This window comes from Algoriphagus lutimaris (genome assembly GCF_017051705.1).
Classification (GTDB): Bacteria; Bacteroidota; Bacteroidia; order Cytophagales; family Cyclobacteriaceae; genus Algoriphagus; species Algoriphagus lutimaris.
This window is the reverse complement of the sequence record NZ_JAFIDJ010000001.1, coordinates 2351846-2372200: the sequence shown is the minus strand read 5'-3', so window position 1 is coordinate 2372200 and position 20355 is coordinate 2351846. Positions and strand designations below refer to the sequence as shown.

Genomic DNA, 20355 nt, shown 5'->3' with positions numbered 1-20355 from the left:
GAATGAAAGAAGCCTAAAGATGATATGTTTGCCTAATGTCTTTGACATGTCCATTGATTCAGACTAGAAATTAATGGATTTTGGGAATTATGCTATCCTGATTTCAGCCTGTTTTTATGAATGGCATCTATTTATTTTGGTATGCCTCACTTTTACTTCATAAAAAGTAACCATTATTGGCTTCGGGTCAAGTTGAAAAAGCATTATTCTACTGTCTCTAATAACCATTGTTTAGATCTTGGCATTCAATTCGCACTATATATGACCTATTCAGCCATAGGCAGAATGATTAAAACGGTATCAAGCTGTTAATAAAATTGTTTTTGTATTAGTACGACTTAAAGATGCTAAACAAAAGTTATTCTCCATTGGAGAAACTTCTGTTTGTGGTTTTACATGATTGTTCAATTTAAAACTAAGAGCCATGAAAAACCGATTAAATATTTTAATTATTTCCATGTTTGCATTTGCAACATTTGCTTGTTCACCTTCAGGAATGAAAGTAGTGACCCAAGAGAAAGAGACTGCAGATGTAACCGATTACCAAACCTATAATTGGATTTTTGGGGATGCAATCATCCCTGAGGATAAAATGATAGTTGCTTCTGATGGGGTTTTGGTATACAATAACCAATCTGACCGAAAGAAGCTTAAAGACGCCATAGAGCTCCAAATGGAGGCAAGAGGCTTTAAAAAGGATGTATTAAGCCCTGATATGCTTGTTGATTTCTCCATTTTGGAAAATGATACCGAACTGAGGAAGTTCGTCATGACTAATGGTCAGGATTATTTAGGGTTTGGACCAAGGTCTGAAACGACTGAAATGGTACCCGTAGAAGAAGGAACTGTTATCATCAATTTTCTTGATGCAAATACAGGGTATCAAATATGGCAAGGATTTGCTTCAGGTACTCTTGAAAAAGAGGACATGAATAACCTCTCTACTATTAAGAATAAAGTAGGGGCAATCTTTGAAGACTTCAATTTTGATCAATACGGAACTAGTGGGCAATAAGCCACCAGACCTTAAAAAAAAGGGGTAGACGCGAAATACAGCGTCTACCCCTTTTTATTTTGGTGTGGAATGTTTTCCACAATCTGTTACATTTCAAAGACAAGGTTTAGAATGTATAGAATTGACATTCAGTTAATTATTTTTTTTCTTTTTATAAGATTGATTTTACTAAACCACCTTCTACTCGAATGGATGCTCCATTGGTGGCAGAAGCCAAAGGACTGGAGAAATACACTACTGTATTGGCAACTTCCTCCACACTTGCAAACCGTTGAATTAATGAAGTAGGCCTCATCTTTTTGAAGAAATCTTTTTCTACCTCCTCAGTCGATGTATAATTACTTTTTGCTAAATCCTCTATAAAGATTCCTACCCCTTTCGATTTGGTTGGTCCTGGTAAAATAGAATTTACAGTCACATTCGTCCCTTTGGTTAATTCTGCCAAACCTCTACTTATACTAATTTGAGCTGTTTTGGTCATGCCATAATGAATCATTTCTTCAGGAATAAAAACTCCGGATTCACTTGATATGAAAATTATTCTACCCCAGTTTTTTTGAAGCATTTTTGGAAGGTAATGTCGGGAGAGCCTGACGCCACTCATGACATTCAATTCAAAGAAACGGAACCAATCCTCATCCGGAATTTCCTCAAAAGCTTTAGGTTCGAAAATCCCTGCATTGTTAATTAAAATGTCAATTTCTGGAACTTTTGCAATTAATCGATTGACGTCTTCCACTTTGGAAAAGTCTGCAGCCACTCCGGAGATTTTCTCACTTCCTGTGGAATTTTTAAGGCTTTCAATGGAATTGTTGACACTTTCTTTCGTCCGACCATTGATGATTACCTCTGCCCCCTCTTTTAAAAATCGTTCAGCAATTGCGTAACCAATTCCTGCGGTGGATCCACTTATTAATACCTTTTTATCGATGAGTTCTAAGTCCATTTTTTTTTTTTGGTTTAGATGGTTTGAAAAAGAAAATTTAATTTCTGACTAGTTCAGTAACCAATAGCCTAAAAGGATAATTCGTTAAAATTTCATTTTTATCAGGAAGATTGCCTACCTCCACCAACCATTTTGTTTTCGGATGTACACTATTTGGCCCGTATGATAGGCATTGTGGGCAGCGATATTAGCCAAGGTTTCTTTCCAGCCAGCTAATTGTTCTTCATTCATTTTTTTTGTTTCCTCTTCTATGTCAGAAAGAATTTGATCCAATTTCTGAGTCATATTCTTCCAGTCCTCTTCAGAAATTTCACTAAAGGTGAGATCATTGTTTCCATCAAATTCTGCTACGTCTTTTCCTTGCATTGCATTTAATAGCCGCTCATTCCAAAAAACCAAATGAGAAACCAATTGAGCAATGGAATGATTTCCAGAGTCATCATGCCAATTTGCATTTTCGGCACTCAAATCATGCATAGACGTATTTATTGGAGCAAACCAGTTTTCATTATTGTGGGAATACTCTAACTGCTTGACCAGAAACTCTCGATCAATTTGTCCAAATGCCTGTTGAAGACCTCCAATTGAAAAGGAGAGAATAAAAAGAACCTGAAGTGTTTTCATGATGATTGATTTTAAAAGTGTTCACTACATGAAAATTACATCATTTTAATGATTAATTCGGGTTTCGGCTTTAGTTGATATCTGGAAATGATAGAATAATTAGTTGCTTGTTCATCAGGTAGATCCATTAATTTCAGCGGAACCGTAAGGCCACTTTGGTTCATTTGGATGAGTTCATCCTCAAAAACCCGGATTTCGGTAAGAAGTGCTAGGCAACTGTTTATCAAAAGGTCTTTTTCCTGAATTTGAGTATGGACTGAAGAAAAAGAATCCACTGTAGAGGAGAAGTTGATCGTTTCAAAAACCGGGTATTCCCGATATACAACTTCTTGTTGGGTTAGATTGGAAGCTTTTGGTTGTGCAATTAATCCAAGGCTTAACTTGATGTTTTGAGGAATGATGAAGGCGTTATTTTTGGCTTGGGGGATTAAGTTTTGAAGTATAGCTACTTGCGGCTCAGCTCGTAAACCCGCTTGCATGGTTTCGCTAATGATAATATCCGGGCGTTCATCGAAGGGGATTTTTAATTTACTGGCATCCGCTAATTTTAACTTTATTTCGAACTCAGATTGATTAAATTCCTCCATCAATCTTTTTAGTATGGTAAAACTTGGCGGATTGATTTCTACCAAGGTATAATGGATGTCAAACTGGGCATATTCTTGGAATATAGGAAGTAGTAAATTGGCAAAAGGACCAGTACCTGCATAGACTACATGGATGGGACCTTTATATGTTAGTTTCTGATCCAAAGCCTTGGAAATACCTCGAATAAATTGTCTTGTTCTATAGCCATCCTCAATGCAGGAAGCTGCACCCAGGGAGCTAATCGCAGTGCCATATTCTGATGCTAAGTTTTCGGGATCAAGTTCATTTGAAAAATGGTTAGAGTACCAATCAAAAAGTAATTTCTTGTACGATTGAGTAGCTGCATTTAATTCTGAATGATCCACATTGTCATTCAGATAAGAGAGGTAGATTTTTCTTAAAGCTTCTTTAAAGGAATTCATGGAAATTTAAACCTAATAAAAAAATGGCTTCAAAATCGATCTGAAAGTACTTTAAATATGCTGGTGAAAATTACACTTATCTAACAGGATTGTACATTCCTGCAATAAGCTGGTTAATGTTTTGAAAATCAGTGGTATTCAATTTGTTGCCTTCTCTTTTTAACTCCTTTTCCCATAGAATTCATTTGGCGGGTTGCCTAATTTTCTTACATAACCTCCAGCTTTTTCCCGAATGAGTTTTCACAGAATGAAATTCATACTTGTCAATCCAATATTTTTGAATTTGTAAGAAGTGAATTTTAAAGTTATTCCTACTGCAGATAGAATTGGGCTTTTCTTTTTAAAATCAAGTTAAAAAAAGCGCATTTCCAGAATTTTCATCCAAAAACACGCCTTTTTAAAATTTTATTAGTTCTTGGCAGCTCCTACACCAATGAAAGGAATTGCACCTGCTCCCGTCACTTCAGGAAGTATACCGTTCCATTTTTCAATGGCTTTCAGGTTGGCTTCAATTTTTCTCAACTCGATCAGATCTGGTGAGATATTCATTTTCTGAAGCCTCAAAGCCTCCGCTTCTGCTGTAGCAGCTGCAATAGTTTGCTCAGCTTCTACCCGGATTCGGTCCAGATCCCTCTTTGCTTTCAACGCATTTTGCTCAGCCGTTTGCTTGGCTTCAATTGCATCTGTGAAGGTTTTTGAGAAACTAAAGGAAACGATCGAAAAAGCATCAACAGCAATGTTCGATTCAAGCAATCTAGAAGTCAAAGCATCTTTCATTTCTGTACTCACTGCTGGTCTTTTTGTGATTAATTCCTCAGCAGTATAACGAGCAGTTACAGCTTTCATCACCTCCTGAATTGCAGGGTCAATGATTCTTGCTTTAAATTCCACTCCGATAGATTGATAAACGATATTCGCTTTATCAGGAATCACATGATAATTAAGAGCGACAGATAAGTCTACATCCTGAAGGTCTGAAGAAGCAGAGGCTGCATCAGTAATTGCTTTTTGGATTTTTACATCCATCAATTCTACGGTCTGCACAATAGGTATTTTAAAGTGGATACCTTCCCCCAAAACTGTGTTTTGTACTGCTCCAAAATTCAGAACGATCCCGCGTTCACCGGCTCCCACTTGAGCCCAAGGTTTAAAGGCAAATAGTAGAATTAAAATTATTCCTCCAATAATGATAGGCTTCCAAGAGCCCTTTTTCATTTCATATTTTACGTCTTCGAAATCCATTTTTCATTTGTTGTTACCATGGCAAGGTAGTCTTTTCCTACTAGAAAAGACTTTCAGCAATGAAAGCATGGATTCCAATGAGATTTCAGAGAAAATAATGAAAGAATACTATGTTTTAATATCCTGCTGCTTGGCCGTCTTTTCGGGATTCTGAAGCTCCTGAGTAGACTTTATTTTCCAAATCTACTCCAATAGCTTGGTACCCGCCATAGATTCCTACGGCAAAAGAAATTCTATGCCCCCTCTTTCTAAGTTCGCGGAAGACTTCAGGTTCAAAGCCACTTTCTAGATTGAGGGTGCCACCATTTGTCATTACGGATCCAGTAGGTTGTGAACTCCCAGAGTGTCTCATCCGAGGAGCATCTCCAGCCTCTTGTAAATTCATTCCAAAATCCACCAAATTCACAACAATTTGAGCATGCCCTTGTGGTTGAACAGATCCCCCCATCAAGCCAAAACTTACATAAGGTTTTCCATCCTTGGTGATAAAGGCTGGAATGATGGTGTGAAAAGGTCGTTTGCCAGGTTCCAATGCATTTGCATGGTTTCTATCCTGTACATTGAACATTCCACCTCTATTTTGCAGTACAAATCCCAATCCATCGGGTACCATCCCCGATGCAAACTCAGAATAGATACTTTGAATCAAAGAAACCATATTTCCATCCTTATCCGCTACGGTGAGGTAGGTTGTATTTCCAGATTCGATTTCCATGTCCCCAGCAGGATAGCTATTGGCTGCTTGTTGAGGGTCGATTAATGCCCGGCGTTTAGCGGCATATTCTTTTGAGAGTAGTTCTTCCAAAGGAATTTTATTGAATTCTGGATCAGAATAAAACTTTGCTCGGTCTTCATATGCCAGTTTTTTTGCTTCCGTCAACACATGTAAATATTCCGTGCTTCCAAACCCCATAGATGCAATATCATATCCTTCTAAAATATTAAGCATTTGCAAAGCTGCAGTTCCCTGTCCATTGGGAGGTAATTCCCAAATATCATATCCTCGATAATTTGTGCTTACGGGTTCCACCCAGTTTGAGGTATGACTTGCTAGATCCTCATAGGATAGAAAACCACCATGCTTCTTCATATAAGTATCAATGATCCTAGCAATATCCCCTTTGTAAAATGAGTCCCGGCCTTCCTTGGCGATTTTTTCATAGGTGTCGGAAAGGTTAGGGTTTTTGAAGACTTCGCCTTTTCTTGGAGTATGCCCATTTGGCATGTAGGTTTCAGCAAAACCCGGTAATTCCTCCATCCCACGATAATTACTTTCCATCTCAAAAGCGATCACTTCCGAAACAGGAAACCCTTCTCTTCCATAATCAATTGCTGGCTTTAAAAGAGTTTCCATGGGGAGTTTTCCAAACTTCTCATGCAATGCAAACCAGCCGTCTACTGCACCAGGAACGGATACTGGGAGGGGACCAAGATTCGGTATATACTTTATCCCCCGATCTAGAAAATAATCGATACTGAGTGATTTAGGAGCTCTTCCACTTCCATTGAAACCAAAGAGTTTTTTTCTTTCGCATCCCAAACAATCGCAAAAATATCTCCTCCGATACCACAACTAGCAGGCTCTACCAGACCCAAAACAGCATTTGCGGCAATCGCAGCATCCATTGCAGTACCTCCTGCTTTTAAAATATCTAAGGCAACTTGTGTGGCAAGTGGCTGACTAGTTGCAGCCATTCCATTTCTGGCAAGAATTTCTGAACGGGTTGTAAAAGTTTCTCCGGTAAGGCGATCTTGAGCTGAAAGTTGGCCGATAAGAAATAGTGATAAGCATGCTGTAATGATCCGGTTCATAATATTCCTGTTTGAAAAATTTTAAGATAGCAAAAAATGAGCTAAGTGATCAAGTCAATTACGAGGGCAGTGAAACAAGAGTTTGAAAATCACTTTCATCTTTATGGGATAATGATTAAAGCCTTGTTTTCCAGTTGATAGGCTTCATTTCATAACAGGCTGGTTTGGTCAGTCAGCAGGATAACCTTGGTAAAATTCCACCAGATTTTATTGGTTTGTGAATTCCAAGCATAATCTGGGATCAACCGAAACTGATCCTATACACATGGGGCCGTCCAATATCCTTTTTTTTCGCTCGTACTCCTAGAGCAGTTTTCTCTGTCTTTTCCTTCTTCTAAAGAGAAATAACTTATCAAAATCAAACCCTCTGCTATCTTAAATCCAATGGATGTTACGGCCTGAAATTCTGATATTGCATGAATAGATTTTACCCTTTCAGAACTTGCGTTAAAAATGTTTTCCAATTCATCAAAAGGTATTTCCAAAATTTCTGAAATCTTGATTTTGGCTTTTCTGAGATTTTATCTTTCTGCAGGACTTAGGCTAAGTTTTGTACTAGTTTTTTCTTCATTTCAAAAAAGGGTAGTTGGTTAGAGTTGGAGTTCTTTTTAAAAAGACAAACCCAGCCAAAAGAAGAATGACTGGGTTTGAGATTATTAGTAGAGGTTAAAAGGGAAATGAATTACCCCATCCCAAATCCTTCACGGTAAGTTCTAGTGACAAACTGATTGGCATCCTCGAAATTGGTAATTCTCAAATTATCTCCATCCCAAAGCAATTTCTTACGACCGTAGAACTCCATTTGACCTTTGCTGTTTTCTCTTCTCAACATGTAACTTCTGATAGCAAGGTTTCCCATTAAAACAGTTTCTGTCATTGGGCCTGCATAATCAAAGGAAGAAGTTAAGCCTTTATGTTCCGTACTTCCAAAACCAGCTTTACAAGCATCCACCCAAAGTCTTTGATGTCCATATTCTGGTTCATCATTCGGTTCTGTTTGAGGACCAAATTCTTGGGTTCCGTCATTGAGGTAAAGCTTCGGCATGAGAGGTGAGGAATCATTAATATTGGTAGAAATAATTCCTTTGTCTCCGATGATCAATACTCCATTGGCGGAGTTTGCTCCTCCGATATCGTGATCCGCAGGAATAATATCAGGGTGTGCTGGTCGAATTCCTCCATCCATCCAAGTCATATTGATTGGAGACTTGCTTTTTGGGGTTGCTGCAAAATTTAAAGAGATGAAGGAGGATGCAGGGCAACCATCAGGATGGTAATCAGGGGTCCACATGCCGCTGTATACTGACCCTACGCTACATTCTGCATCAGTAGGATAGTGAAGTCCAAGGGTTCTAAATGGAATATCTATTAAGTGACATCCTACGTCACCAAGGGCTCCAGTACCATAATTCCACCAACCTCTCCAACTAAATGGAGCCAATCCTGGAGTATAAGGAATTTCAGGAGCTGGGCCTAACCAAAGATCCCAATCCAAGGCACTTGGTTTGGCACTTGGATCTGGTTTTGGGAATGCACCCCCTTGAGGCCATACTGGACGGTTGGTCCAAACTTCCACCTTGGAAACTTTTCCTATTTTATCCGAATCAATCCATTCTTGAACCAGGTTAAGGAGTGGGTTTGACCCTCCTTGGTTTCCCATTTGAGTAACTACTTTTTGAGTTCTTGCCATCTCAGTAAGCATTCTTGCTTCTTTGATGTTGTGGGTCATAGGCTTTTGTACATACACATGCTTACCTCTTTCCATTGCATATTTTGCAGCTGGTCCATGAACATGGTCAGGGGTAGAGATAGTCACTGCATCAATATCTTTTTCAGTATCAAGCATTTTCCTGAAATCGGCATAAAGTTTCGCGTCTGGGAATCTTTCAACAGAAGCCTTCGCAGAGCCAGAGAAATCAACGTCACATAATGCAACCACTCTTTCTCTTCCATTTACCGATGCGTTTCTGATATCACTTGCACCTTTTCCTCCTGCTCCAATGGCTGCAAGGTTCAGTTGGTCCGAAGGGGAGGTAAATCCAGCCCCTCCCAAAACGTGTCTAGGTACAATAAAAAATGAGGATGCAATTGCTGCATTTTTAATAAAATCCCTTCGGCTTTGACCTTCGGAGTCTTTCTTGTGTTGTGTCATGGGTTTTTGATTAGGTTAAACAAGTTTATGTAAAATATAAATTTATCTAATAGTTTGAATCCTGTTTGTCTTTAAACTGCCATACTTTAAGGATTAACGGTAAAGAAAATTTTCATGTAAATCTTTGTCGATTTTCTATCATAAGGGTTTTAAAAAAGCCATTGTTGAAGATCTTTTTATAGAATATTTAAAGTTAGAGGTTAAAATTTAGTTGATTTCGAATTTATTTTTGATGAATAGAGATTTTTTAGTTTAAAATAGGCTTTGGTGAGTAGGTTATTAAACCAAAGAAAACATCAAAAAAGTGGAAGAAATCAGGATAATGCAGGTGGGCTAAGCGGTATTTTCAGACTTTCTTTGAATATATTGAATGATAAAAGCTATTATAAATAGATTCTAAAAGGTAAAAATGAAAATAGGGGTACTAAAGGAAACAAAAGACCACGAAAGAAGAGTTGCTCTCAGTCCGGAAGTAATCAAGCTACTGATTAAAAAAGAATTTGAAATAGCTGTTGAATCTGGGGCAGGAGAGGGCTCTAATTTTACTGATGAGGAATATAAAGCAGCAGGCGCTTCCTTGGTAGCCAAGAAGGGGGTATTTGATTGTGATATTTTATTGAAGGTGAATATTTTCACTAAAGAAGAAGTATCCCAAATGAAGGAAGGATCCGCTTGTATTTCCTTGATGTATGCTTATAACCATCCGGAGATTTTGGCAGAGATGAATAAGAAATCTATCACTTCATTCTCAATGGATGCTGTTCCCCGTATTTCCAGAGCCCAAAAAATGGATGCCTTGAGTTCGCAGGCAAACTTGGCAGGATATAAATCAGTGATTTTGGGAGCTAATCATCTCGGAAAAATATTCCCATTAATGATGACCGCATCAGGCACGATTACCCCCTCAAAAGTTCTGATTTTTGGTGCAGGAGTGGCAGGTTTGCAAGCTATTGCCACCGCTAAAAGACTAGGAGCCATTGTGGAGGTCAGTGATGTAAGACCTGAAACGAAAGAGCAAGTAGAATCTCTTGGCGGAAGATTTTTGATTGTGGAAGGAGCTGAAACTGTAAAAGTAGAAGGTGGATATGCGGCTGAAGTATCGGAAGAGTTTCTGCAAAAACAGAAGGAATTGATTCAAAGCAAAATCAAAGAAACTGATCTAGTCATCACCACCGCTCTTGTGATGGGTAAAAAATCTCCAATTCTTGTGACGGAAGAAATGGTGAAAACTATGAAAAAAGGGGCGGTCATCGTTGATATGGCGGTAGAATCCGGAGGTAACTGTGAGATCTCTGAAAAAGACAAGACAGTAATAAAACATGGAGTGACAATTATAGGAGAATCTAATCTCCCTGCCTTACTTTCCACCAATGCCAGTCAGCTTTATGCGACGAATATCAGCACTTTGCTTTTGCATCTTGCTAATAAAGACGGATTCAACTTGGATCGGGAAGAAGAAATTACAAAAGGTGTTTTGATAACTTATAAGGGTGAAATAGTACATGAATTCACCAAGAAAATTTTAAATAAATAGTAAAAACCTTTTAAAATTATGAGCTCAGAAGCATTAATTATTCTGATTTATATACTTGTTTTAGCGAGTTTTCTGGGATTTGAGCTGATTTCAAAAGTCCCCCCTACTTTGCACACTCCCCTCATGTCAGGGTCAAATGCTATTTCCGGAATCACCATTGTTGGAGCTCTTTTGGCCTGTAATGAAATGGGATATACCACCATCAGCAAATGGCTTGGAATGATAGCTTTGATTCTTGCCACCATCAATGTGGTAGGCGGCTATGCAGTGACTGATCGTATGCTAAAAATGTTTAAGAAGAAATGAGCATCCTGATCCAAGTAGCCTATCTGATCTCCTCGATTCTCTTTGTCCTCGGGATCAAAAAATTGGGTAAAACCAAAAGTGCAAGAGAAGGTAACGTATATTCTGCTGTAGGAATGCTGATCGCCATTGCGGCGACTTTGTATACAGTGAATATCCTCTCGTTTGTAGAGATTTTTATTTGTATTCTAATCGGTGGAGCGATTGGTCTTTATGTCTCCAAGAAAGTAGAAATGACCAAAATCCCGGAGATGGTCGCCTTGTTTAATGGTTTTGGTGGACTAGCTTCTTTTGCCGTGGCGCTTTCTGATTATTTCTTTAAAACCCAAGCAGTCAATACTTATCCTGATTCGGTAAATTCAATTAGTATCATCGTTTCAGTTTTGATCGGAGGAGTGACATTTACCGGTTCCATGATCGCTTTCTTGAAACTTGATGGAAAAGTTTCCGGCTCACCCATTACTTTCAAAGGGCAACATCTTTTGAACTTGATCTTGTTGATTGCTTTTGGAGTCGCTGGAACTTTGACTTTTATGAACCCCGGTGATCCTACTTTTATGATAGCGCTGATTGTGATTTCCTTGCTTTTGGGGATTTTGACGGTAATTCCAATTGGGGGTGCGGATATGCCAGTGGTTATTTCTCTTTTGAATTCTTATTCCGGAATGGCAGCCTGTGCCACTGGTTTTATTTTGAATAATAACGTGCTTATTGTGGCAGGTTCGTTGGTGGGTGCATCTGGGATAATCCTGACTCAGATTATGTGTAAAGCCATGAATAGATCCTTGACAAATGTGCTTTTAGGAGGATTTGGACAAGCAGTTTCTGGTCCCGCTGCTGATGGTCCACAGATCGTTGTCAAAGAAATTGGAGTGGAGGAAACAGCGATGTTATTTGATTCAGCTTCCTCTGTGATAGTCGTTCCAGGTTATGGAATGGCAGTTGCTCAGGCGCAACATGTCATCCGTGAATTGATGGAGCAATGCGAAAAGCGAAACATAGAATTCAAGTTTGCGATCCATCCCGTAGCAGGAAGAATGCCAGGCCATATGAATGTCCTTTTGGCTGAGGCAAATATCTCTTACGATAAATTAATCGAGATGGAATCCATCAACGATGAATTCCCAAATACGGATCTGGTGCTGATCGTAGGAGCGAATGATGTGGTAAACCCTGCAGCCCGTAATAATCCTCAAAGTCCGATCTATGGCATGCCGATTTTGAATGCCGATAAAGCCAGAACGGTCATTGTTTGTAAACGAAGTATGGGCAAAGGCTATGCTGGTGTAGAGAATGAGTTATTTGGCTATCCTAACTGTCTGATGCTCTTTGGGGATGCCAAGCAAACCATTACAAAAGTTGTCTCCGAAATGAAGGAAATGTAATCGTATTTTTTTTCAAACCTATACCTAGGGCTACCGGAGTGATCCGGTAGCTTTTTTTATTTATAAGGAGGTTAAAACACTGATAATAAATCCCTGATCTTTAGTTTTTATTCTTGTGCCGGATTCAATCTATTTTTGAAGAACCCTAGTTCGAAGGTTGGCTTTCTGTAATAGAATGATTTTGATTTTTGCTTAATCAATCAGGATAGTGGAGTAATAAGTTTTTGTTATCTAGGGTTTTATCAATCGGGTCTACCTGATTTCTAATCAAGTTTACTTCAAAGAGGTGTTAAAATAACTGATAGAAAAATGCGAAAAGTGACATTTACTTTAAAACTGGGATTTGTAACAGCTCTAATGCTGTCGAGTATCTATTCCTTCTCACAAGAATTGGCAAAAGGCTATGTTTTCAATGATGAAAATGGGAACAGTAAGAAGCAAAGGCGGGAAGAAGGATTAGCTGGGGTAAGTATATCCAATGGGAGGGATGTGGTGCAAACAGACGAAAAAGGATATTATGAAATTTCTATAGAAGATGGACAGCTTCTATTTGTTATAAAGCCTCCTGGGTATAATGTTCCCTTGGATTCCTTGAATAGGCCCCAATATTTTTACATCCATAAACCCACTGGTTCTCCAGAGTTGAAATATCCCGGGTCGGATCCCACGGGAGATCTTCCCAAAGAAATCAATTTTGCTTTGACCAAAACAGAGGAAAAAGAAGAGTTTACGGCATTGATCTTTGGAGATCCACAACCTTATACCTTAGAAGAGGTGGATTATTTTGACCGAGGGATTGTCAGTGAAGTGGCAGGTATAGAGGATGTGGTATTCGGACTTTCCTTGGGAGATTTAGTAGGGGATGATTTGACTCTTTTTACCCCTTATTCAAAAGCGGTTTCCAGGGTGGGAGTTCCTTGGTACAATGTCATGGGAAACCATGATGAAAACTATGATGTAGAATCGGACGAACTCTCAGATGAAACTTTTGAAGCGAATTTTGGGCCGAGTACCTATGCTTTTAATGTAGGCAAAGTGCACTTCATTGTGATTGATGATATCCTTTGGCCAGATCCTAGGGACGGTCAAAGTTATTGGGGTGGATTGAGGGCTGACCAGTTAGAGTTTTTAAGAAATGATTTGAAATTTGTTCCTAAAGACCATTTGATAGTGATGTCTATGCATATTCCCTTCTTTGAACAAGGAGATTCTTTTAGAGACCAAGATAGACAAGCGATTTTCGATATGCTGGAAGACTTCCCATATACCCTTTCCTTGTCAGCGCACACACATCTTCAGAGACAGGATTACTTCACCAAAGTAGAGGGCTGGAAGCAAGACACTCCGCACCATCATTACAATGTGGGTACTACTTCAGGTGATTGGTATAAAGGAGTATTAAATGAAGAAGGGATTCCAGTCTCGACCATGCGTGATGGAACTCCCAAGGGTTATGCATTTATTCATTTCACAGGAAATCAATACAAGGTGAATTATCAAGTAGCTGGAAAGTCCAATGCCTATCAAATGGAAGTTTTTGCCCCCAAAGTACTGGAGAAAGGAAAGCGGACTACTGCTGGAATTTTTGTCAATTTCTTTATGGGATCAAAAGGAGATGAGGTATTAATAGGAATTGACGGAGGAGAAATGAGACCGATGGTCTGGGTAGAAGATTACGATCCTTCCTATTTAATCGACCTGTATCAGTGGGACACAACAGAAAGCCTCTTGGATGGAAAAAGGCCATCCAACCCTGCTCAGAGTAAGCATTTATGGAGAATTAATATTCCAAATGGATTGGAAGCAGGTGAACATACTGTAAAAGTCCAGGCGACTGACCGCTTTGGACAAGTTCATGTTGGGATACAGAAAATTACTGTCTTAGAAAAATAAGTCCCTTATTAGTTTAAAATGCTGGATCAATCGTGCTCTGGCCTTTTTTACTACCTAGTATGAAACCCAGGATAAAAATGGTAAGCGTTCCCACGACTATCGTCATGTTGCTATGTAAAGGGTTTTGAAATGGAGCAAGGTCTCCTAATAATATATAGGAAGATAAACTCATCCAGATGATTACTAACACTCCCACTGAAACAGCAATAGAAGCATTTCTGCTATTGCATTTTTTCACAATAAAACCAAGAAGGAATAAACCGAGAATTCCTCCGCTAAAAATAGAAGCCAAGGCCCACCAGGCATCCAAAGCACTGGTGACTCCATTGAATGCAAGTCCTACTAAAATGCTGAAGATCCCCATTGCCAATGAGGCTCCCCATAAAACCCGCATCGATGTTTTTTCTGATGGGTTGGGGTGGATATATTTCTTAAAGTGATCAGAAAGAATCACTGTGGCAGAACTGTTGACACTGGTTGAAACTGAACTCATGCCAGCTGCAAAAATGGAGGCAATCAAAAGGCCTGTGATTCCTGTTGGAAGTTGGGAAACAATGAAATAAGGGAAAACTTTATCTGCATTTTCTACCCCTGAAATGTCTGACGGAAGTAAATCCGGTTGGGCCTGATAATAAGCAAATAAAGCCGTACCAATAAAAAAGAAGATGGCAGAGACTGGAACATAAAGCAAGCTGCCCAACCAGGTGGATTTGATTGCTTCTTTTTCAGTTTTAGCACTGACATATCGCTGAACGTAGTTTTGATCAATCCCAAAATTCTGAAGATTGATAAACAATCCATAGACCAATATCATCCAGAATGTGGAGGTGGTAAAGTCTAAGTTAAAGCTTCCCAGACTGAATTTATCATTTGTGGCTGCAATTCTGAAAACTTCATTTGGACCGCCTGGAATCTCTGTAAAAATCACAAGTAAACAGGCTATTGCTCCGGCAATTAAAACGATTCCCTGAATGGCGTCTGTCCAAATGACTGCTTCAATTCCCCCCATCATGGAATAGATGATTACGGAAATTCCCGTGACAATAATGATCATTGGAATGCTCCAGCCAAATAGCGCATTCATGGGCAAGGCCAGTAAATACAGAATCGTTCCCATTCTCGCCAATTGGGTCAACAAATAACAGATGGAAGCATACACTCTTGCCCAAAGTCCAAATCGTTGTTCTAGGTAGAAATAGGCCGATTCACTATTGAGTTTTCGGTAAAGTGGAACAAAGTTCTTGACGGCAATGAGCGCTGCTAAAGGAATAGAAAGGCTGAAAACAAAGCCGTTCCAGTTGGATAGATAGGCATTTCCCGGTAAGGCCAGAAAACTGATACTACTGACGAAAGTCGCGAAAATTGACATTCCAATGGCCCAGGAAGGGAGTCTTCCGCCTCCCGTGGTGAAATCATTTGCTGTTCTTTTTCGAAAGGAAAAAGAAATTCCAAAACCCACAATCGCCACCATATAAATCAAAAAAATCGCTAAATCAAGAATAGGTAGATTCATAAGTTTTGGAAAACATTCGTTTTAAGTTCAGGTGGCTAGGACTTTGGTAACAGCCTCTTTTACTGCTTTGTATTTTTCTTTCAGTGCTTCTTTTTCAGTTTCGTTAAAAGCTACAAGTGGTAAGGCCAAAATCCCTTGGCATAAACCTTCAAAGGACATACTTGCTTTCAATCCTTTGAGGTAATTAGATTGATAAGTTCCGTGGGTGTATAAATTTTCACTCAGGAATTGAACGGTATCATTTAGGGCTTTCATTCTTTTTTTATCCTGATATTCTATTGCCTCAAAGAGTTTTACATAGAGTTGAGGGAACAAATTTGCTCCACCGGTAACGCCTCCATGTCCTCCCATATTCATGGTTTCAACCAAAATTTCTTCAGGACCTACCAAGACTGTAAACTCAGGATACTCTCTGAAAGTATCGCAAAGACTTTCGAAGTATTTTTGATCGCCTGAACTGTCTTTAATACCTATAATATTCGGGTGCTTTGAAAGGCTCATTACAGTTTCTAATTCCAGTTTAGTTCCGGTATGGGAAGGTATATTGTATAAGTACAAGGGTAATTCCACATCGTCTGCAAGTTTTGAGAAATAATAGACCAACTCATCTTGTCCTACATTCATATAATAGGGATTCGTGGCAACTAGAATATCAGCCCCAGTATTTTTTGCAACTTCAGCTAAACCCAAACTTTCCTCAAAAGAGCAGTCAGAAATCCCCACTAAAACAGGAACTCTATGATTCACCAGTTGACAACTCTGCTCGATGAGCTTTTTCTTTACTTTGGAACTGATACTTGGGAATTCACCTGTGGTTCCCAAAATAAAAATACCATGAACTCCACCAGAGATTATGTGTTCGATTAAAACAGATAGACTCTTCTCATCCAGCGAAAAATCCGGAAGGAGAGGAGTAATCATAGGAGGGATAATCCCTCGAAATGGCTTCGGAATAGACATGAAATTAGGTTCTTGAGTTGATTATTCAAGGGTGAGGGCGACGTACTTAACTTTCTCTCGATTATAGGTATAAGTCAAATGAACGGTACCATCTTTTGCTTGAATGATGGCAGGATAGCTAAACTCACCTTTTGGTTGATCCTCCAAAACATGGATTTCTTCCCAATTTATTCCATCCATTGACATCAAGAGTGAAAGCTTATTTCTTCCATCTTTAATCGGGTTGCAGAGAAGCAATTGGATCCCGCTCTTTAAAGTTACAGCATCGATTCCGGAATTATTATGAATTAACCCTGTGGATTCCACAGTTGACCAGGTTTTTCCTCCATCTATTGACCAAGTGGATCCAATTACATCTTCTTGAGTTCGGGCAAGTAGTTGGAGCTTCCCATTTGGATAACTTAAAATAGTTGGCTGAATGGCATGAAAAGAACCATTGTCGATTTCTATTTTTTTCCAATTTTCAATGTTCTGGTTCGTTGTTTCCACATGCATACTCCATATCCCATTGGTTTCAAAGCTACTTCCATAAAGGATTGTCCCATTAGGAAGTGCAACAGGTTTGTTTTTGACAGGTCCAAGCATGCCTGGAGGAATTTGAATGGCTTTTGACCAGTTTTTTCCGCCATCATCTGAGGTTTTATACAACCCCCACCATTCTCTTGGATTGGGTCCCTCTTTATAGAAAAGCACAATTTGTCCGCTGTCTGGATTTCTATATAATACAGGGTTCCAAGTTGGGTTTCTAAAGTCTTTATTTTCAATCCCGTCTGCAACTAGTACAGGGGTACTCCATGTATCGTCTTTGAGCATGGAAGTATAAATACTTACATCAGGGTGCCTCTCGTATTGTCCGCCAAACCAAGATGCTAGAATTCCCTCAGGTGTTTCTACCAAAGTGGAGGCATGACAAGAAGGAAAAGGAGCTGTTTCATAAATGAATTCGGACTTTAAAATTTTGACCTCGACGCGTTCCTTCGGAAAAAGTACGGAGCTAAAAGTCGCGAATAAAAAGAGACTCAATAGGTAGGGCATGATTGAATGATTTAAATGAGGTTGTTTTGGAGTTTAAGCTAACAAAAAGCAATAAAAAGTTAAAAGAACTATCTTGTGCTCACCTGAATTTACTTGGTATTCAAATCGATGAAATCCATGAAATGCAGCCAGTCTTCCAAGGTTAATCCATGTTCCCCTTCTCTAATATGATAGCCCGCAAGAGCTTGGTGTATTGGGGTTTGTACATCTTCAAAATCTTCTGGAAATGATACAAACTGTTTGTAAATATCCGTATATATCCTACTTCCAATTTGCATAGTAAGATATTCCCCTTTAGGATCGGCCCAAAGATCCCCTTTGGCACTGGAAATATAGATTGCTCTAGGTGCGATCAGCATGGCAAGCATGTGTTGATCTATAGGAAGTAATTCTTCATGGTTATTATACTTTTTGAAGTTGTCATTAAACCAATGAGGAAATGAGTGATTGATGATATTGACTGTTTCGCCAAATTTCCGACGGGAAAGAGCAGCTCCCCCACATCCGGATTCATTAGATATTACCACTGCCCACCTAGAATCATTGGCGCCAGCCCATAATGCGGTTTTGCCTGATCGAGAATGACCCACAATGGTAGCCTTTTTGGAGTCTATCAAAGGTTCTTGCATAAAATAGTCCATGGCTCTCATAGCAGCCCAACCCCAAGCGCCAAATGTTCGCATTCCAGCAGGATTTTCAAGTTCTTCAGGATAAAGTGTAGAGAGGATGCCTTGCGTGAACTTGTTCGCATCATCTGGTGCTACGGTTTCCCCATGAAAAGATGCAGTGGCAAATCCTCTGCTTACCAATTCTTCTACCGGCCAATATCCATCTTCTGCGATTCTTCCATCCTTATATTTTGCTCTATGATTGATTAAAAGTATAACAGGAGCAGGTGTATTAGTGGATTTAGGCAAAAATACATTGAGACGCATGGTATGTGCTTTCCCATTTCGAGTTACGCTAATATCTAGTTCTTTAAAAAGGGTTGTTTCTGGGAAAGGATTGGGGTTCTCAGAAACCTCCTCGTAGGAAATTGAATCGAAATCAGTCGGGATACCACCATACACTTCATTCGTAAAGGCTTTCAAAAGTTCCGGCCTTCTAATACCTTCCCAATCTGAGACGCTTTTGATTAGTTTTCCATGTTCGCTGACAAAAGGATCCGGTAAACTTAATGGAGGAACCTTACTTTCATCTTCATTAACTTTTTGCTGTGCCATGAGAATTGGGTTAAGTACAAGGAATAGGAGGCAGACAATTAATATTGATTTGAGCATCTTTTTTTATTTTGAATTAGCACTTGTCATATGGTCGGGAACGAAGTCTTCGAAAGGATAAGTCCTTGGCAAAACTTCAACTCCACTGGTTACCTTCATGGGAGCTTCTCCTGCAAAAGTGACCTCCAGGAAATATGCTTGATAGCCATTTTCTGGCTGTTTCATTTGATATTGATAAAGCCCCCCTTCTTTGGATTCCAGATTGACAGAGGTCCAATTTGGACCAAAAACATCCACTCTAAAATCTCTGGTTTCTTCATTGAAAGCAGTCCACACTTTTACCGAAATAGGTTGGTTTTTGGGGTCTGCCTGAAAGCTAATTAGCTCATCTTCAATTGCCCATTCATAGCTTGGTCTTGTGTTTTGATTTAAAACAGAAGAATAAAAAGAGATCATATTAGGCAATGCATCCGATTGACTTAAATCATGACCAAAATTGGGAACGTATTGTAGGTGTTTTTCCCCTTTTAAATCGTTCCAATAAAATTCCCAACTATCCGGTTGGAAAAACTGATCTCCCGCTGCATTGATTAGAAGCTTCGGCATATCCAAATCAGATAAAAAGGAATAAGGTTCTGTGATCTCCAATAATCGGTCAAACTCTGGAGTTCCCATCCATTCCATGACTCCTTCTCTGACATAATCATTTACTGCTGGTGCCCAAAAACCGTAATTTTTCCAATGATGGTTAAACGAGGGCTCAAGATTTAGCATATCTATTACGATAGGGATAATTGCTACTACCCGGTCATCAACAGCTCCAGTAGTCCAGGTAGTCCATCCTCTTTTGGAAGCTCCTGCTACTACAAACTTACTGAGGTTCTTGTCATAATAGGTTTTTACAAGTTCTGAGGTTGCATCCATAGCCAGTTTAACGGCTTTGGTCATGGGCAGTCTAGCAAGCCAAATTGCGTCTTCATCTTTTGCCCCCCCTTCCAGAAACTTTCTCCAGCCGTAGGAAATAATCTCGTCCTCATACCGCTCTCCAAAAGTGTCATTAGTAAAAGTCAATGGCTGAAAAGGGATGTTATGGACTTGTGCTACGATTGAATTGGTTTGAGTAGCTGCGGCAAGAATAAGTTCATCTGGCTCTAGAGGCATTTTGGTGTTGGTACTTCCACCGCCTACCCACATCATCCCAGTTTCATAGGGTGTATCTCTTGGGACCACCACTGAAATCCAATGCCACCATTCAGTTTTATCCACTAGGTCCGGCGTCAACCAATGTTGTGAGATCATTTTCAAAACATGGTAATCATAATCGTTACCCGTAACAGTATGTACTACTTCAAAGCTAAAAGCAGTGTCAGGTGCCATCACATATTCTTTTAAAATACCCTCTGATTTTACCGGTGGAGCAGTTATTTGCTCTTTTGGATCTTCGCAAGCAGTAAAAAAGGTAAATAGGAAGGCAGAAATTGCAAGAAATCGAAAGGTCTTGGAAAAATAGAATTTCATTTAGGCTGGGATTAGTGTTATTGTTCTAAAATCTAATGATTTATGCGGGGATGAACAATCTAGATTATCCAAAACTTGAAAGTAGTTAGCAATTCTCACTTCCAATTATTGGGTTGATTGGAAATATTCGTCTAATTTTTACCTCCTTTTTGAAGATATAGCCTACTGATTTTCTGGCCTAATTTCCGAAATG

At 39.3% G+C, this 20355-nt stretch carries 15 protein-coding genes and 1 pseudogene; 5 read left to right on the top strand and 11 right to left on the bottom strand.

Annotated features, from left to right (window positions below; all coding sequences use genetic code 11):
• Positions 1-424 precede the first annotated feature (424 nt).
• A complete protein-coding gene (locus tag JYB62_RS09720; RefSeq protein ID WP_205645187.1) occupies positions 425-1015 on the top strand; it encodes a DUF4136 domain-containing protein in 591 nt (196 codons plus the stop codon).
• 151 nt (positions 1016-1166) lie between these two features.
• Here the strand turns inward: JYB62_RS09720 and JYB62_RS09715 are convergent, their stop codons facing one another.
• The 6 genes and pseudogenes from JYB62_RS09715 to JYB62_RS09690 all read right to left on the bottom strand — a co-directional run bounded on the left by JYB62_RS09715 (position 1167) and on the right by JYB62_RS09690 (position 8801).
• Positions 1167-1961 (bottom strand): SDR family NAD(P)-dependent oxidoreductase, encoded by a 795-nt coding sequence (locus JYB62_RS09715; protein ID WP_205645186.1) that lies wholly within the window; start codon positions 1959-1961, stop codon positions 1167-1169.
• 114 nt (positions 1962-2075) lie between these two features.
• On the bottom strand, positions 2076-2585 hold the full coding sequence (locus JYB62_RS09710; RefSeq protein ID WP_205645185.1) for a DinB family protein: 510 nt from the start codon (positions 2583-2585) through the stop codon (positions 2076-2078).
• A gap of 35 nt (positions 2586-2620) precedes the next feature.
• Complete coding sequence (locus JYB62_RS09705; RefSeq protein ID WP_205645184.1) at positions 2621-3595, bottom strand: SAM-dependent methyltransferase; 975 nt, start codon at positions 3593-3595, stop codon at positions 2621-2623.
• Positions 3596-4003: 408 nt separating this feature from the next.
• Positions 4004-4837: a prohibitin family protein gene (locus tag JYB62_RS09700; protein WP_205645183.1), complete on the bottom strand. Its 834-nt coding sequence runs from the start codon at positions 4835-4837 to the stop codon at positions 4004-4006.
• Positions 4838-4952: 115 nt separating this feature from the next.
• Positions 4953-6649 (bottom strand): annotated as a pseudogene (gene ggt, locus JYB62_RS09695) (gamma-glutamyltransferase).
• 682 nt (positions 6650-7331) lie between these two features.
• On the bottom strand, positions 7332-8801 hold the full coding sequence (locus JYB62_RS09690; RefSeq protein ID WP_205645182.1) for a Gfo/Idh/MocA family protein: 1470 nt from the start codon (positions 8799-8801) through the stop codon (positions 7332-7334).
• Between the two features lie 409 nt (positions 8802-9210).
• Here JYB62_RS09690 and JYB62_RS09685 point away from each other — a divergent pair, with 409 nt between their 5' ends.
• The 4 genes from JYB62_RS09685 (at position 9211) to JYB62_RS09670 (ending at position 13916) form a co-directional block, all read left to right on the top strand.
• The gene (locus tag JYB62_RS09685) at positions 9211-10335 is read left to right on the top strand and encodes a Re/Si-specific NAD(P)(+) transhydrogenase subunit alpha (RefSeq protein ID WP_205645181.1); all 1125 of its coding nucleotides are present in this window, start codon (positions 9211-9213) and stop codon (positions 10333-10335) included.
• Positions 10336-10353: 18 nt separating this feature from the next.
• On the top strand, positions 10354-10641 hold the full coding sequence (locus tag JYB62_RS09680) for an NAD(P) transhydrogenase subunit alpha (protein WP_205645180.1): 288 nt from the start codon (positions 10354-10356) through the stop codon (positions 10639-10641).
• Positions 10638-12023 carry an NAD(P)(+) transhydrogenase (Re/Si-specific) subunit beta gene (locus JYB62_RS09675; RefSeq protein ID WP_205645179.1) on the top strand — a complete coding sequence of 462 codons (1386 nt, stop codon included), beginning with the start codon at positions 10638-10640 and terminating at the stop codon, positions 12021-12023. The genes JYB62_RS09680 and JYB62_RS09675 overlap by 4 nt, the downstream gene beginning before the upstream one ends.
• Positions 12024-12332: 309 nt before the next feature.
• A complete protein-coding gene (locus JYB62_RS09670) occupies positions 12333-13916 on the top strand; it encodes a calcineurin-like phosphoesterase C-terminal domain-containing protein (protein WP_205645178.1) in 1584 nt (527 codons plus the stop codon).
• A 13-nt stretch (positions 13917-13929) separates the two neighbouring features.
• On the opposite strand, the gene JYB62_RS09665 is transcribed toward JYB62_RS09670, so the two are convergent.
• The 5 genes from JYB62_RS09665 to JYB62_RS09645 form a co-directional block, all read right to left on the bottom strand.
• Positions 13930-15429, bottom strand: a complete 1500-nt coding sequence (locus tag JYB62_RS09665) for a sodium:solute symporter (RefSeq protein WP_205645177.1) — start codon at positions 15427-15429, stop codon at positions 13930-13932.
• A gap of 27 nt (positions 15430-15456) precedes the next feature.
• Positions 15457-16389, bottom strand: coding sequence for a dihydrodipicolinate synthase family protein (locus JYB62_RS09660; RefSeq protein WP_205645176.1), 933 nt, complete (start codon positions 16387-16389; stop codon positions 15457-15459).
• A 21-nt stretch (positions 16390-16410) separates the two neighbouring features.
• Entirely contained in the window at positions 16411-17424 is a 1014-nt protein-coding gene (locus tag JYB62_RS09655; protein ID WP_205645175.1) for a sialidase family protein, read from the bottom strand.
• Between the two features lie 89 nt (positions 17425-17513).
• Positions 17514-18647 carry an alpha/beta hydrolase family protein gene (locus JYB62_RS09650; protein ID WP_243431494.1) on the bottom strand — a complete coding sequence of 378 codons (1134 nt, stop codon included), beginning with the start codon at positions 18645-18647 and terminating at the stop codon, positions 17514-17516.
• A 63-nt stretch (positions 18648-18710) separates the two neighbouring features.
• Positions 18711-20162, bottom strand: coding sequence for a PhoPQ-activated pathogenicity-related family protein (locus JYB62_RS09645; RefSeq protein ID WP_205645173.1), 1452 nt, complete (start codon positions 20160-20162; stop codon positions 18711-18713).
• Positions 20163-20355 lie beyond the last annotated feature (193 nt).